Here is a 16,252-nt window from a genome sequence, read left to right as displayed (position 1 = left end):
TTCATCCATATTATATGGCATTTTGGGGTGAAAAAAGCCCATTTTTGAAAATAATTTTAGAGTGTGAAGGTTTGGTTGTGTTTATTGCCTTCGAAGGAGTCCTAATGGATTGCAGAAAAGTTTGGAAAAAGGCTTGCCTCAAGAAGGCTGCCTGTTTGATTGCGGGGCTTGCCGCGTTTGGCCTGGCAGATAACCCGATTTCCGCGTATCATTACCTGGCGGACCCGGGTGCCGCTGCCGATGACACCTATTTTTACGTCATCACCGACTCGGATGACCCGGCTGCAGCGAATGCGCGTGACTACGATATCAAGGCGCTCTATGCCTTCCGTACCAAGGATATGAAGAACTGGACCGACTTCGGCATCATTTACGATGCCCGCAAGGTGGACGGTATTGGCGCTATCTGGGCGTCCGGTATTGCCGTGAACCCCAACGATGGTAGGCTCTACATTGTGTTCCCCGATGGCGGTGGCGGCGGCATTGGCCTTATCGGTGCCGACAGCATTGCCGGCCCCTGGACAAACCCGGTTTCGGGTGGCAAGAAGCTCATCAACAACTGGGGTGGCGGTATTTCGGACTGCGACGGTATCGGTTGGTGCTTTGACCCGGCAATTTTCTTCGATGACGACGGCACGGGCTACTTCACCTTCGGTGGTGGTAGCAGTGACACGCGCAAGGCTGAAGATGGTAATAACAACATCTTCAATATCTACAAGTTCAACAAAGATATGAAGGGTTTCGATGTAAGCTCCAAGACTGCCCTGAAGATTGGCGGCCCTAAGGCGATGGAAGCCTCTTATATTCACAAGTACAAGAATAACTACTACCTGAGCTACAGTACGGCAGACCTGCGTATTGCCTACGGTATGGCGTCAAACCCGATGGGACCCTATGAATACAAGGGTATCTTTATGGGTAACCCGAATATCGGCGGCCAGAACATCAATGCCAATAACAACAACCACCATGGCATTGCCGAATTCAAGGGCCACTGGTATGTGGCTTACCATGATCGCCGTATTGCAAACGGTTACGACGGCCTGGAAAAGATTCCTGCCGAAGACGGCGCGGCGAATCCGAATCCGGCTTACCACCGCAGTGTTTCTGTCGATGAATTTACCTACAATTCCGACGGCACCATGAAGGAGCTGACCTTCACGAAGGAAGGCCCGAAGCAGATTGAAAACTTTGATCCGTACGACTGGTATCCGGCTCTCACGAGCTCCAAGCAGAAGGGAATCCGTAGCCGCTCCAACTTTGTTCCGGGCAAGCTGACGGATTACGTGTTGCTTCCGCTTTCTTCCAAGGAATCCTGGATTCGCGTCTCTGGCGTGGACTTCGGTACGGCGGCGACGGGCTTTACGGTGCAGGCCGGAAGCACTGCCGCCGACAACCAGATTGAAATCCGCACGGGTTCTGCAACGGGTACGCTGGCCGGCACCTGTACTCTCACGAATACCGGCAGCAAGAGCACCTATGCCGAAACGTCTTGCAAGGTGGAAGGCCTGAAGGGCATTGTGGAACAGCTGTTCCTGGTGTTCAAGGGCAAGCAGGATTCTACCATGGCAATCAAGGCCTGGGGCTTCGAAGGAAGTGGCTCGACTCCTCCCGAACCGCAGAAGCCGTTCCGTGGCACCGCCTGGAGCATTCCTGGCAAGATCGAAATGGAAGACTTTGACATTCCGGGAACGGGTCGCGGTGGCGATGTCGATTCCTACAATGAAACCGATTCCGAAGACCATGGCGCCGAAAGCAACGACGGCAAGAGCTACCGCGAAGGTACCGGTGTTGACATTTACAAGAAGGCGACCGGCTATGTGGTGGGCTACAACGAGTCTGGAGACTGGCTCGAATATACCGTGAACGTGAAGGAAGAAGGCGACTATACGATGTTTGCCTCTGTCGCGACGGATAATTCGACTGCTGGCTTTACGCTCTCCGTTGACGGAAAGTCTATTGCCGATGTCGCCGTTTCTGGAACGAGCTGGGACGAATTCACCCTGGTGAGTGCGAACGTGAAACTTGATGCCGGTGAACATGTCCTTCGTTTCGAGGTGACGGGCAATTGGTTCGATATCGACTTTATCAACTTCGCTCCGGGGAAGGATGCCGACCCCACGGCGATTCATCCGGGACTTAAGCTCGCTTCTGCGGTCACTGCCGATTTCGACGTGTTCGACCTCAGCGGCAAGAAGGTGGCAAGCTTTAAGGCTCATAACCTTGCCGAAGCCTCTAAGCTGTGGCGCGACGGGGCCGTGAAGGGCTCTGAAAAGGTTCGTGGCTTGAGCCTGATACGTAACCGAGCTAACGGTGCGGTGGCGAAGGTTCGCGCAATCCGCTAAAATCGGCAAAAAATCGCGAAATTGAAGATCGGAGTTACTTTTGTAACTCCGATTTTACTTTTTCCCACTATTGACAATTTATCCAAGGAACGTGCATTCCAATTTGGAATAATCCCGTTTTTAGAGGATAGTTTTAGAATGTGAAGGCGAATGGTGTTTTGTGCCTTCAAGGAGTGACTATGCGTGATGGGATGTGTTGCATGTCTAGCCTGAAAAAGGCTGCTTGCTTTGTGGCGGGTCTTGCGGCATTTGGTTTGGCCGATAACCCGATTTCTACTTATCATTATTTGGCGGACCCCGGTGCCGCCGCTGATGACGATTATTTTTACATCATTACGGACTCGGATGACCCGGCTCCGTACAATTCTGACGGTTACAAGATTTACGCCCTTTATGCATTCCGCAGTAAGGATATGCAGAACTGGACCGACTACGGCATTATCTACGATGCACGCAAGGTGAACGGCATTAACGACATCTGGGCTTCTGGTATTGCAGTCCACAACGGTACATTCTACATCGTGTTCCCGGATGGCGGTGGCGGCGGCATTGGCTACATCAAGGCCCCTGCAATTGAAGGCCCTTGGACAAACGCCGTGGGCCAGGGCAAGGATAAGCTTGTCGGCGGCCGTGGCATTATCGGCTGCGATGGTGTTTCGTGGTGCTTTGACCCGGGTATCTTTATCGACGACGACGGAACCACCTACGTGACATGGGGCGGCGGCGAAAGCACTAGCCGTCCGAATACAGACAACTTTGACATTGTCAAGTTGAACGACGCAAAGGATGCTCCGGTGGGCAACGGTTCTCACGTGAAGGTGAACAACTTGCCGACCCGTAAGATGCTCGAAGCTTCTTACATCCACAAGCACAAGGGTACTTACTACTTCTCTTACAGTACCGGCTGGCAGCAGGGCGCTCCGACGATTGACTACGGTATGTCTGACAATGTAATGGGTCCCTACACCTGGAAGGGTACCATTCTTGGCGACCCGAGCATGAACGGCCGTAGCATTAACGGCAACAACAACCATCATGGTATTGCCGAATTCAAGGGCCATACTTATGTGGTGTATCATGACCGCCGTATCGCGAAGGGCCACAACGGCTTGGAAATTATCCCGGCTGACGATGGCAAGGCCAACCCGAACGAAGGTTACCACCGTAGCGTTTCTGTTGATGAAATGTTCTACAACGCCGATGGTACTATCAAGACTGTTACGGTGACGAACGAAGGTCCTGCGCAGATCGAAAACTTCGACCCGTATGACTGGTATCCGGCTCTCACTAGCTCCAAGCAGAAGGGCATCCGCAGCCGTTCCAACTTTGTGCAGGGCAAGAAGGCCGAACACGTGTTGCTCCCGCTTTCTTCCAAGGAAGCTTGGCTCCGCGTGAGTGGCGTGGATTTCGGTACTGCAGCGACGGGCTTTACGGTTGAAGCCGCAAGTGTTGCCGACGGTAACAAGATTGAAATCCGTACGGGTTCTGCAACGGGTACCTTGGCTGGTACTTGTACGCTTACGAAAACCAAGGATAAATCTACCTATGTCGAAAACAAGTGCGAAGTCGAAGGCCTCTCGGGTATCGTAAAGCAGTTGTTCCTCGTGTTCAAGGGTAACCAGGACTCGACCATGGTCGTTAAGGCCTGGGGTTTCGAAGGGAGCGGCACGACTCCTCCTGAACCGCAGAAACCGTTCGGCGGCAAGGCCTGGAGTATCCCCGGCAAGATCGAAGTGGAAAACTTTGACGAACCGGGTACGGGACGTGGCGCCGGTATGGATTCCTACAGCGACAACGATATGGATAACCATTCCTGCACCGACGAAGGCAAGGAAGCCGAATGCACCGACTACCGCGACGGCACTGGCGTAGATATCTACAAGAAGGCTTCCGGCTATGTCGTGGGTTACAACCAGGCTGGCGATTGGCTTGAATATACGGTCGATATCCAGGAAGAAGGTGACTATACGCTTTACTCCTCTATCGCGACATCGAATTCGACGGCTGGCTTTACGCTCTCTATTGATGGCGAAACTGTGGCCGAAGTGCCTGTCGCAAGCGATAGTTGGGAAGAATTTATCAGCATCAAGACGAACTTGAAACTTCCTAAGGGCGAACATATCTTGCGCTTCGAAGTGACGGGTGACTGGTTCGATATCGACTACCTGAATTTTGTTGCCGGCAAGGACGCCCCGGAGGAAACGACTGCTCTTGGCAAGGTGAAGTTTGCTTCGACAACGACTGCTCATTTCGACGTGTTCGACCTCAGCGGCAAGAAGATTGCAAGCTTTACTGCCCGCAACATGACCGAAGCGAAGTCGCTCTGGCAGAAAGGTGCTGTGCAGGGTAGCGAAAAGGCCCATGGAATTTGCCTGATTCGCAACCGCACCAACGGCAAGATTGCGAAGGTTCGCGTCACCCAATAAGTTTCCCATAAACACATCCAACCAGGAGGACACCCCCGAGTGGGGGTGCCTTTCCTTTGGAAAAATCCACGGAGGACACTTGACTTTTTAGGACTTGGGATGTTTTGAAAAATTGAGTGAGAGGCATATAAGGAGTTAAACATGACAATCCAGAAGATTGCAAAGAGTGTGGGTCTCGCCTTTGGAGTGGCGGGGCTATGGAGTGCGGCTTCGGCTTCGACGGTCGATGTCGACCTGAACGAAGAACATCAGGTCATCAGGGGATTTGGTGGCATGGTGCATAACCAGTGGCAAGGCGGTGGCGGACTTTCCGAAGCTGATGCCAAGCTTGCTTTCGGTACGGGCGATGGCCAGATTGGCCTCAATACGCTGCGTATTCCGGTGTATGCAAGTTCTAACGATTTTAACAAGGAAGTTCAGGCCGCAAAGTATGCGAAGGCCGTTGCAGGCGATGATTTCATCTTGTATGCAACTCCGTGGACTTCTCCTTATGCAGGTGCCAACCAGCACATGTCTTCGTCTAACTACCAGAAGTACGTGGACCACCTGAACAGCTTTACTGCCTACATGAAGAACCAGGGTGTTCCTTTGTATGCAATTTCCATCAGTAACGAACCGGACTGGTGCGGTGAATGGGCTTGCTGGAGCGCTGACGAAATATACAACTTCACCAAGGGCTATGCCGATCAGATGCGCAAGAACGGCACCAAGGTGATTTCGACGGAATCCTTCCGCTATGCAAAGAATCTTTACGACAAAGTCTTGAACGATGCGAATGCTCTCAAGAACTGGGATATTCTCGGGGCTCACTTCTACGCTTCCGAAGCGAGTACAGGCGACGACTTCTTCAAGTACAGCCTTGCCGACCAGAAGAATGTGGAACGCTGGATGACGGAACACTACACCGAAAGCCAGGGCAGCGGTAATGACTGGCGAGTGGTCCGCAATACGGGTGACCAGGCGAACCAGAACAAGAAAGATACGGTGCGCGCCATGGACGTGGCCTACGACATTCATCGTGGTCTTGCCATTGGTAACTTTAGCCAGTACACTTGGTGGTATATTCGCCGCTGCTACGGCCTGATTATGGAAAAGGATTTTGGCAACAAGCTCACCATTCCGAATAACGAAATCGGCAAGGTCTCGAAGCGCGGTTATGTGATGAGTCAGTTCGCTCGCTTTATCCGTCCGGGTGCTGTCCGCGTGGGTGCAACCATAAAGCCCGAAGCGAACGTGTTCGCATCCGCTTATAAGAGCGCCGGTGGCGACTCCGTGATCGTGGTGCTTCTGAACCGTGACTTCAAGAACAGCAAGAGCATTACCGTGAAGGTACCGGGTGTGTCGAAACTCGAATCTTTCCACATGTATACCACTAGCGAAACGAAAAATGCGAAGGATGAAGGATTTGTCGACGTGAAGAACGGCGCCGTAACCATTACCATGGAATCGGGGACGACCAATAAGGACTGCATCGTGACGCTCGTGGGTGAAATCGGGGATGTCGTCAAGACTCCGCGTGAACCGTTCGGCGGCAAGGCCGTGGATCTTCCGGGTAAGATCGAGGCCGAAAACTTCGATGTTCCGGGTTCCGGCAGGGAAAACAAGACCTATAGCGACGCTGATTCGGACAACCATTCTTGCACCGACGAAGGCAAGGAAGCGGAATGCACCGATTACCGCGAAGGAACGGGTGTCGATATTTACAAGAAGGCGACGGGCTACATCGTGGGCCACAACCAGGCTGACGAATGGCTTGAATACACCGTGAACGTGAAGGAAGCCGGTGAATATACGATGACCGCTTCTGTTGCGACGGGCAATTCGGATCCGGGCTTTACGCTTTCTGTCGACGGAAAGGTCGTTGCCGAAATTCCTGTTTCGGGTACGAGCTGGGACGACTTCAAGGATGTAACGGCCAAGGTCGAGCTCCCGGCAGGGGAACACATTCTCCGCTTGACGGTGACGACTTCCTGGTTCGATATTGACTACCTCAAGTTTGAAAAGCCTTGCGATGACTGCAACACGGGTATTGCAAGTGCCCGGCTGAACATGCCGACCGAAGCCGAAAACTTCCGCATTTTCGATATGAACGGCGGATACCTCGGAATGGTCCGTGCCACGGGTGCTCAGGAACTCCGCTCGAATGCGGCAAGGGTCGTGAAGCGTGGTGGCTCCTACATTGCAAAGTCTGCCTCGGGGACGACGCTGCGTCTCCAGGTGACAAAGTAAAGGGTGCCTTTAACGCATGAATCTTTCCCCGGCGTATGTCCGGGGATATTTTGTTTTATAAAAAAGTTGACGGGCGGCGGGCATCTTTTTAATTTTGCGGTATAATGAAGGATTTTTCCCCTGAAAAAAAGGAATACAGGTCTCCGGCAATGCGTATTATTGGCTTTCAGTCGCCGATAAACTTGCTGGGGGCAAGCGATACCCCGCCTTACGGGACTATACCGGTAATTATTATCTCTCGCAAGAATCCGTAGCGAATGTAAAAAAATGTTATTTCTAGGCCCTGGATTTGTATCCGGGGCTTTGCGTTTGTTGACTATTTATCCATAAATTATGGGCTTTTTAGCGTGATTTTGGCGTTTTTTAGGATAATTTTAGGGTAAAGCATAAGGAGTGTGTTATGGATTTCAAAAAGGTTTCGGAATTTCTGACTCCGGCCCTGTGGCTGGTAGGCGGACTTTTGATGCTCGTGACGCTTGCAAATGCGGCACCTAACCCCAATTTCCACATTTACATTGCATACGGCCAGTCCAACATGGCGGGTAACGGCGAGATTGATGTCGCTTTGGACCAGAATCAGTATTCTGCAAATTTTCTGATGTTGGCTTCCCATACGGCAAACGCTAGCCAGCGCAGTGGTCGCACCTCCCAGTCTATCAAGACTGGCGAATGGTATACGGCAATTCCTCCGATGTTCCATGCCTTCGAGAACCTTTCCCCGGCTGACTGGTTCGGTCGCTATATGGTGGATTCCCTGCCGGGCGTTACTGTGGGTGTTATTCCGGTGGCTGTCGGTGGTGTTAGCATTAGGGCGTTCCTTCCGGATCAGTACCAGTCTTATTTTGCTGGCGATGGCAAAAGCTTTGCGGGCTGGGCAAATGACTACGGTGGAAACCCGATGGGCCGCATTCTGGAACTCGGCAAAAAGGCCAAGGAAGTGGGCGTGATCAAGGGCGTTATTTTCCATCAGGGCGAAAGCGACGGCACCGACGACAACTGGCGCAACAACGTTTACAAGTCTTACAAGACCATTATCGATGAACTCGGCCTGGACGAAAACGAAGTCCCGTTTGTGGCGGGCGAAATGCTCCAGTCTCAGGGTGCTTGCTGCGCTAGTAAGAACTCGGGCATTGCCCTGCTCAAGAGTAAGTTTAAGAAATTCGGTTTGGCCTCTTCGCAGGGCCTGCAGGGTAATGGCAAGGATCCCTACCACTTTGGCCGCTCCGGTGTTGTTGAACTCGGCAGGCGTTACTGTGCTGAAATGCTCAAGTTGATTGACAGAACGATTGATCCTGATGCTCCGGCAGTAAACCTGGTAGACCCGAGCCAGTCCACGGTTCCCGACGAACCGCCTGAGGAATATGGCCCTTATGATGAAAACCCGATTGCGATTCCGGGCATGGTTCAGGCGGAAAACTACAACAAGGGCGGTGCAGGCAAGGCCTATAACGATTTGAACAAAGGTAACGAAGGTGGAAAGTTCCGCAAGGACGACGTGGACATTTACCAGCCGAACATGGGCCTTTCTGTGGGATATTGCCAGAAGGGCGAATGGCTCAAGTACACCGTGAATGTGGCCGCCGAGGGCGAATACGAAATTTCGGCCAACGTGGCGGGTGAAAACGGTACGGGCGGATTTGTTCTTTATATGGATGACGAACAGATTGGTTCTGAAATCACCAATCTGGGAAATGGCTTTGACACGTATGATGTTGTGAGTGGTGGCAAGGCTATCTTGAAAGCGGGTGAACACGAACTGAAACTCGAAATCACAAGCGACTGGATCGATATCGACTATGTGGAATTCAAGGCGGCGGGAACGACGGGCGGAATAGCGAATGTCCGCTTGAATATGACCGAGGCCGAAAGCAGCTTTAACGTGTTTGATTTGCAGGGAAAGCATGTGGCATCCTTCAGGGCATCCGGTATGGACGCTGCGGTGCGCATGGTCAAGGGCGGAATGAAGGGAATGCGTCAGGGAGTGTATCTGGTGCGCTCGGCGGGTTCTGCCGGCATAAAGCAGAAGGTGGTTGTCTATGAAAAGTAACGAAATCACTGTCGTCAAGCAGATTGTGGTATTTTCGATTCTCGCAATCGTGCTCGGTTTCCTTTACGGGTAGTTCTTTTTTCTCTCTCTTTGAATCACCCCTGATGATGATCAGGGGTTTTTGATTTGTCTACGGTTTCGTCATTCCCGAATTCATATTGTCATTCCCGCAAAGGCGGGAATATTGACGCCTTTGGCGGCTGCGGCTCGGTTATGTGCATTCAAGCAAGCTTGATGCCCGCAACTCTCGCCTTGCTCGCTTTTGACAATTTGTCAAAGGAGATTGATGCGCTAATGTGTCTTTTGGGTTGTTTTTAGGGTAATTTTAGGTTGTAAGATTATGCATGGGCGGTGGTGCGCCCGGTAAAGGAGTATAATATGGGATGGCTTAAAGGTTTGGGCGTTGCCCTTGTCAGTTCTTGCGCTGTGTATGCCGCAACTGTCAATAACCCGATCATGTATGTCGATAGTCCGGACCCTTCCATTGTCCGCGTTGACGACGCTTACTATATGGTGACGACGACGATGCATTTTGCGCCGGGTGTTCCCGTTTTCAAGAGTACGGATTTGGCCCAATGGCGCACGGTGGGGTATGCCTACCAGATTCTCACCAACAACGACCAGCAGAACTTGAATGGCGGCAAGGACGCCTACGGTAAGGGCTCTTGGGCTTCGAGCATCCGTTACCACAAGGGATTCTTCTACGTGCTGACCCCGTCCTACACGACAGGCAAGACGCATTTGTACAAAACCGCCGACGTGGAAAGCGGCCAGTGGAGCGAAGTGCAGCTCCCGTTCTATCACGATCCGTCCCTCTTCTTCGATGACGACGGCACCGTTTGGGTGTTCTACGGCAGCGGCGACCAGATTAGCTACGTGCAGTTGAACGACGACGCAAGCGGTGTAAAGGCCGGCGGCAAGAGCGGCAAGCTCGGCGGCGTTAGCATCAACCAGGTGACCGGCACCAGCAACTACTACGTGCAGCAGGAAGGCTCGCACATGGAAAAGGTGAACGGCGAATACTACCTGTTCACGATTTCCTGGCCGGCGGGCAAGAGCCGTAGCGAAATTGTTTACCGTTCCAAGAGCCTGCTCTCCGGATTTAGCGGAAGGTATTTCCTCTCCGATAACGGTGTTGCGCAGGGTGGCATCTTTGATACTCCCGATGGCAAGTGGTATGCCCTCCTGTTCCGCGATTCCGGCCCGGTCGGCCGTATGTCGCACTTGGTCCCGATGGAATGGAAAGACGGCTGGCCGGTTCCGACCAGTGGCTCCAAGGCCCCTTCTACAATTGACTTGCCGGAATCTCCGCTGCCGGGCTACGGCATGGTGACCTCTGACGATTTTGAATCTAGCGAACTTGCTCTCGAATGGCAGTTCAACCATAACCCCGATAACAAGAACTGGAGCCTCTCCGCAAATCCGGGTTATTACCGCATTACCACAAGCCGCACGGATTCTCGCGTAGTGACGGCGAAGAATACCTTGACACAGCGTTCCTTTGGCCCCAAGAGTTCTGGCCGTACGCTTGTTGATGGCACCGGCATGAAGGATGGCGACATGGCAGGCCTTGTTGCCCTGCAAGATGATAAGGGTTTTGTGGCACTTGCAAAGGAAAGCGGCAGCTACAAGGTGGTGATGTACACCGGTAACAAGGACGGCGAAAGCCTGAAGGATAGCAAGGCGATTTCGGGTTCCAAGGTTTACTTGCGTATCGATTTTGATTTGCCGATTGACCGCGGTACCGCATACTTCTATTACAGTACCGATGGCAATACCTGGATAAAGATCGGTAGCGACGTGAAACTCAATTACGACCTGCACATGTTCGTGGGCGTGCGTTGGGGCCTCTTCAACTTCGCGACCAAGCAGGCCGGTGGTTACGCAGACTTTGACTGGTTCAAGGTCGGTACCGACTACAAGGATGAAATTTACATGGACATGCTCCAGGATACGACTCCGCCGACTCCGTACAAGGAAGTCGCTGCAAAGCTCCCGGGTAGGGTGGAAGCCGAAAATTACGACGTGGGTCGCGTGGGCAAGGCCTACTATGACAGCGATAGCGAAAACCGTGGCGGCGCCTACCGTGAAGAAGGCGTGGATGTTGTCGGCTTTGACTGCTCCGATGAAGCAAATACCAAGGACTGCAAGGGATATGCTCTTGGTTATACGGTAGAGGGCGAATGGATGCGTTACACCGTGAACTTTGACGAAGCGGGCGAATACAACGTGCGCGTGAATATGGCGACTCCTTCTGAAAATGCGGGCGTCAAGCTCTACATTGACGGCAAGGCGGTTACGGACGAAATTATCGCCAAGCAGAACTCGGAAAATGACTGGAGCACCTATTCGACGGTGACGGCGAAGACGTCTGAAATCGCTGCTGGCGAACACGCCCTCAAGGTGGAAATTGTCGGTAACAATGTGAACGTCGACTGGATTGAACTTTGCAAGGGCGACTGTTCGACGACGGGCCTTGTGCAGAAGGTGCGTTTCGATGCGCAAAAGTCGCAGGCTTATCGCGTGTATAGCCTGAACGGAGCTTTCGTGGGCGCAGTGGAGGCTGTAAGTGCTCACGAGGCCCAGGCGAAGGTGCGCTCGATGGTTTCTGAAAAGGGCGTTTACTTCTTGAAATCTCGCGCCGGGATTCACCGCGTGATGGTGACGAAGTAGCGCCATTCTGGAGGGGTAAGGTTGGTGAGCTCGGTTGGTGAGCCTGCCGAACCAAGCCCTGATAGGATCCCATGCGAAATTATATAAGGAGTTAGAGTGATGTTTGGTTTCAAAAAGATGGGCGGGGTGGTGCTTGCCCTCACAAGTGTTGCGTTGCTTGCGGGCAATGCGTTTGCGGACAACATCAATGTGAACGGGAAGTCTCGTAGCATGAATGTGTACGCCCCTAAGAATATCGAAAAGGACCGCCCGCTCATCATTCAGATGCACGGCATGAATCAGGATGCAAATTACCAGCAGAATGCCGCCAAGTGGGAAGGCATTGCCGACACGGCGCGCATTGTCGTGGTGTTCCCGAATGGCGAAAACAAGGCCTGGGATATTTCCGGCGACAAGGATATCAATTTCCTGAAGGCAATCATCAATGAAATGTATACAAGATACGAAATCGATAAAAATCGTGTATATGTTTCGGGCTTTTCGATGGGCGGCATGATGAGCTACCATGCGGCAAACAAGATGGGCGACATGATTGCGGCCATCGCTCCTGTTTCGGGTGGCGGTGGCGTGAATTCGCCCAAGCGTGCGATGCCGATTATGCATACGCACGGCACGAGCGACGATGTGGTGAATTACAATAGCACCGTGAATACGGTCAAGAGCTGGGTTTCTGCTCAGAAGTGTTCCAGCAATTCTCAGAAGATTAAGCCGTATCCGACGACTAAGTCGGGCTCTGCCGCGTCTCTTGAAATTTGGAGCGGTTGCACCGACAATGTAGAAGTGCGCCTGCTGACAATCGAAGGAAAGGGCCACTGGTATTCCATGGACGAGGCCGTGAGCGTGAACACGAGCGTGGAAATCTGGAACTTTGTGAAGAACTATTCGCTGGATGGTTCGAGCATTACGCCTCCGGCCCCTGCGATTGTGGTGCCGACCAATCGCGATGAAATCTTTAATGGTGGATTTGATTCGAGCGCCGTGGCTTGGGACTTGCAATTGCATGGTGACGGCAAGGCAACGGGTGACGCTAAGGATGGTAAGTACGCTCTCGATATTTCTGCTATCGGTACGCAGAATTACCAGGTGCAGCTGATCCAGCATGACTTGCACCTCGAAAAGGACCAGTGGTACGAAATCAGCTTTGACGCAAGCGCAAGTGCTGCCCGTACGCTTGAAGTCAACGTGGAACAGCATACCGATCCGTGGGCGAGCTACCTCAAGGAAAAGCTGAATTTTGACATCGGAACGGAATCGAATACGTATACGCTCAAGTTCCAGATGACGGCTGCAACCGATACGAATGGCCGCCTGAGCTTTAATGCGGGCGCTGCCACGGGTACGCTCACCTTGGATAACGTGATGCTGAAAAAGATTGATGCTCCCGAAGATGAAACGGATGGCTTTGTAAAACCGCTCCGCATGAATGTTGACGGTGTTGCACAGTACAGTGTGTTTAGCATGAACGGAACATTCCTGGGCAGCGTTTCTGCTGACAGGGTCGGGCTGCATGATGCGACGAAAACGTTGGTGAAACATCCTGGAATGTATTTGGTGAAATCCCACAATGGGAATGTGTTGCGTTTGAAAGTTAAATAGGAGTCAGTATGAAAAAGTTCTTAATTGCCACCGCAGCGTTTGCTGCCTGCACCGCGACGGCTTTCGCCAGTGCCGACACTTTGGTGCTTACACCTCCGCTGGGGTGGAACAGCTGGAATGTGTTCCACGAAAACATCAATGAAAATCAGATTAAGGAAGTCGCCGATGCGATGGTCGAATCCGGCTTGAAGGATGCGGGCTACGTTTTCCTTAACCTGGACGACAACTGGATGGATACCAAGCGCGATGCCAATGGCGACCTTACGCACAACCCGAAGACTTTCCCGAGCGGCATGAAGGCGCTCGCCGATTATGTTCACGCGAAGGGCCTGAAGTTCGGTCTTTACGGTGACCGCGGTAAACGTACCTGCCACCATTACAATAGCAATTGGCAAAGCGAAAGCGGTTCCAATGGCCACGAAGTTCAGGATGCCAAGAAGCTTGCCGAATGGGGCGTTGACTACTGGAAGTACGATAACTGCGACTCTGATCCTACGACCCAGGAAAAAGATTACACCGCGATGTCCAACGCGCTCCGCAATTCCGGACGCGACATTGTGTTCAGCATTTGCATGTGGGAATACAAGGACTGGATGCCCAAAATCGCAAACCTCTGGCGTACCACTTTCGATATCGGCCCCGCATGGATTTCTAAATCCTGGTATCGCGGCGTCTATGAAATTATCGATGCGAACAACAAGTATTGGCAGATTGCAAAGCCAGGTCATTGGAATGACCCGGACATGCTCGAAGTGGGCAACAATGGCCTCTCTTACGAAGAACAGCGCTCTCAGATGACGATGTGGTCAATTATGGCCGCTCCCATCATGATTAGTTCCGATATCCGCAAGATGAGCAACGAAACCAAGGAACTCTACCTGAACAAGGACATGATTGCTATTAATCAGGACTCCTTGGGCGTTCAGGGACACCGTATTTCCGACGTGAACGGCAAACAGGTTTGGACTAAGCCCTTGCAGAATGGTGATATTGCTGTGGCGCTTCTCAACAACAATTCTTCTACTCAGACGGTGGAATGCAACTTTGCTGACATTGGCGTAGAGGGCGAAGTGGAAGTCCGCGATGCCTGGAAAAAGAAGGACCTGGGCGCGCTCTCCCATGTTTCTGTGGAACTCCCGGCACATGGTTCTGCGCTGCTCCGCTTGATTGTCAAGCCGGTTCCTCGCGGACTGTTCAAGGGCGAAGCTTTCGCTATTCCGGGTAAGATTGAGATGGAAGATTTCGACATTAGCGGCATAGGCCAGGGAAACACCAGCTACAATGAGCTTGATTCCGAAAACCATTCCTGCACCGACGAAGGCAAGGAAGCGGAATGCACCAATTACCGCGAAGGTACGGGTGTCGATTTGTATAAGAAGGCATCCGGCAATATTGTGGTGGGGCACAATCGCGCGGGCGAATGGCTCGAATACACCGTGAACGTGAAAAAGGAAGGCGACTACGTGATGCTTGCCTCTGTCGCGACGGATAATTCGACCGCTGGCTTCACGCTTTCTGTCGATGGCAAGTCGGTGGCTGAAGTTCCTGTTTCCGGTGAAAGCTGGAGTGACTTTGTTGACGTAAAGTCGAAAGTGAATCTCCCCGAAGGTGAACACATTCTCCGCTTTACCGTCACCGGCGACTGGTTCGATATCGACTACATCAAGTTCTGCGAAACGGAAACCTGCGAAGACCCGACTGCAATCAGCAAGGTAATTCCCGCTATGCGTACGGGAGCCTCTGCGACGCGCCTTGTCAAGAAGGGCAACACGCTTTTCATCGAGAAAAACGGCAATCGCTTCGACCTGACGGGACATCGCATCAAATAAACATCGCCGCACTAAAGTCATTACCCCAAGTTGGAGAACAAGGGTGAACAGGGAAAGGCCTTGCCTTTCCCTGTTTTAAATTTTTTTTCAAAATCTTCTTGACATTTGACACGTAAATGTCGATAAAAAAAGGTAACTTTTTGAAAAAAGAGGCTTTTGACTATGAAATTCATCCATACTTCGGACTGGCATCTGGGTAATACGATGCACGACATTGACCGCACCAACGAGGCTTCCGCTTTCCTCGATTGGCTCAAGAATGAAATCGATGCGGCCGGTGCGCAGGCGCTTGTGGTGGCGGGCGATATTTTCGATGTCGTGAACCCTTCGAACGTGGCGAAATCTCAGTATTACAGGTTCTTGGCGTCTCTTTTGAATACGCGCTGCAAGAATGTCGTCGTGGTGGGGGGTAACCATGACTCCGGTGCACTTCTCGATGCTCCGTCCGAAATATTGGAAGCCCTGAATATCAAGGTGGTCGGTAGCATCAACAACCGCAAAATCGAAGATATGGTGTTCGAACTGAAGGGTTCTGACGGAGAACCGATCGGTATTTGCTGCGCCGTTCCCTTCATGCGCGACATGGAGCTGGAACTGTTCTATAAGTCCGAGGAAAATGGCGAGTCCTCTGCCGATGAAAGCCTGCTGAAACGCCTTTATTCGGATGTGTACCAGAGGGCACTCGAACTGCGTGGAAGTAGAAACATTCCGATTATTGCGACGGGTCACCTGTATGCATGCGGGCTTTCGGGTCGTGAAAACGAGGAAGCGCAGGAATCTTTGACAGTGGGTTCGGATGGTGCCACCGACGACGGTGTTCGCGAAGTGGTGGGAACGCTGGGTAACGTCGACGTCAGCGTGTTCCCGGCCGACTTGGATTACGTGGCGCTTGGCCATATCCATTATGCGACCAAGGTTGCCGATAATCCGAAAGTATGGTATTCGGGCTCTCCGTTCGTGATGGGTTTTGACGAGGCAAATTACAAGCGTTACGTGTTTGCGGTCGATTCGGAGGCGGGAAACCTTCCGTCTATCCAGAAGGTGGTTGTTCCGCGGACGATCCGCTTTGAACAGTACAAGGGCGACCTCGATACGCTCAAGAAAAAG

At 52.2% G+C, this 16,252-nt stretch carries 7 protein-coding genes and 1 pseudogene; all 8 read left to right on the top strand.

Translation table 11 applies throughout. From position 1 onward, the window contains the following. Positions 1 to 104: 104 nt before the first annotated feature. A complete protein-coding gene (locus tag Q0W37_RS09815) occupies positions 105 to 2,345 on the top strand; it encodes a carbohydrate-binding protein (protein ID WP_297701123.1) in 2,241 nt (746 codons plus the stop codon). A gap of 179 nt (positions 2,346 to 2,524) precedes the next feature. Further along, positions 2,525 to 4,771, top strand: a complete 2,247-nt coding sequence (locus Q0W37_RS09810) for a carbohydrate-binding protein (RefSeq protein ID WP_297701121.1) — start codon at positions 2,525 to 2,527, stop codon at positions 4,769 to 4,771. Between the two features lie 141 nt (positions 4,772 to 4,912). Continuing rightward, a complete protein-coding gene (locus tag Q0W37_RS09805; protein ID WP_297701119.1) occupies positions 4,913 to 7,000 on the top strand; it encodes a carbohydrate-binding protein in 2,088 nt (695 codons plus the stop codon). 400 nt (positions 7,001 to 7,400) lie between these two features. Next, on the top strand, positions 7,401 to 9,047 hold the full coding sequence (locus Q0W37_RS09800) for a sialate O-acetylesterase (protein ID WP_297701118.1): 1,647 nt from the start codon (positions 7,401 to 7,403) through the stop codon (positions 9,045 to 9,047). Positions 9,048 to 9,425: 378 nt separating this feature from the next. Continuing rightward, entirely contained in the window at positions 9,426 to 11,720 is a 2,295-nt protein-coding gene (locus tag Q0W37_RS09795) for a family 43 glycosylhydrolase (RefSeq protein WP_297701116.1), read from the top strand. Between the two features lie 99 nt (positions 11,721 to 11,819). Continuing rightward, positions 11,820 to 13,316 (top strand): carbohydrate binding domain-containing protein, encoded by a 1,497-nt coding sequence (locus Q0W37_RS09790; protein WP_297701114.1) that lies wholly within the window; start codon positions 11,820 to 11,822, stop codon positions 13,314 to 13,316. Positions 13,317 to 13,324: 8 nt separating this feature from the next. Continuing rightward, entirely contained in the window at positions 13,325 to 15,145 is a 1,821-nt protein-coding gene (locus Q0W37_RS09785; protein ID WP_297701112.1) for a carbohydrate-binding protein, read from the top strand. Between the two features lie 162 nt (positions 15,146 to 15,307). Next, positions 15,308 to 16,126 (top strand): annotated as a pseudogene (sbcD, locus tag Q0W37_RS15420) (exonuclease subunit SbcD); the annotation flags it as partial. Positions 16,127 to 16,252 lie beyond the last annotated feature (126 nt).

It is taken from the genome of uncultured Fibrobacter sp. (assembly GCF_947166265.1).
In the GTDB taxonomy this organism is placed as follows: Bacteria; Fibrobacterota; Fibrobacteria; order Fibrobacterales; family Fibrobacteraceae; genus Fibrobacter.
This window is presented reverse-complemented; position numbering and strand designations above follow the sequence as displayed.

Coding starts and splice junctions, on each gene's coding strand:
- Q0W37_RS09810 (WP_297701121.1), top strand. CDS start 2,525: ATGCGTGATGGGATGTGTTGCATGTCTAGCCTGAAAAAGGCTGCTTGC.
- Q0W37_RS09790 (WP_297701114.1), top strand. CDS start 11,820: ATGTTTGGTTTCAAAAAGATGGGCGGGGTGGTGCTTGCCCTCACAAGT.
- Q0W37_RS09815 (WP_297701123.1), top strand. CDS start 105: ATGGATTGCAGAAAAGTTTGGAAAAAGGCTTGCCTCAAGAAGGCTGCC.
- Q0W37_RS09795 (WP_297701116.1), top strand. CDS start 9,426: ATGGGATGGCTTAAAGGTTTGGGCGTTGCCCTTGTCAGTTCTTGCGCT.
- Q0W37_RS09805 (WP_297701119.1), top strand. CDS start 4,913: ATGACAATCCAGAAGATTGCAAAGAGTGTGGGTCTCGCCTTTGGAGTG.
- Q0W37_RS09785 (WP_297701112.1), top strand. CDS start 13,325: ATGAAAAAGTTCTTAATTGCCACCGCAGCGTTTGCTGCCTGCACCGCG.
- Q0W37_RS09800 (WP_297701118.1), top strand. CDS start 7,401: ATGGATTTCAAAAAGGTTTCGGAATTTCTGACTCCGGCCCTGTGGCTG.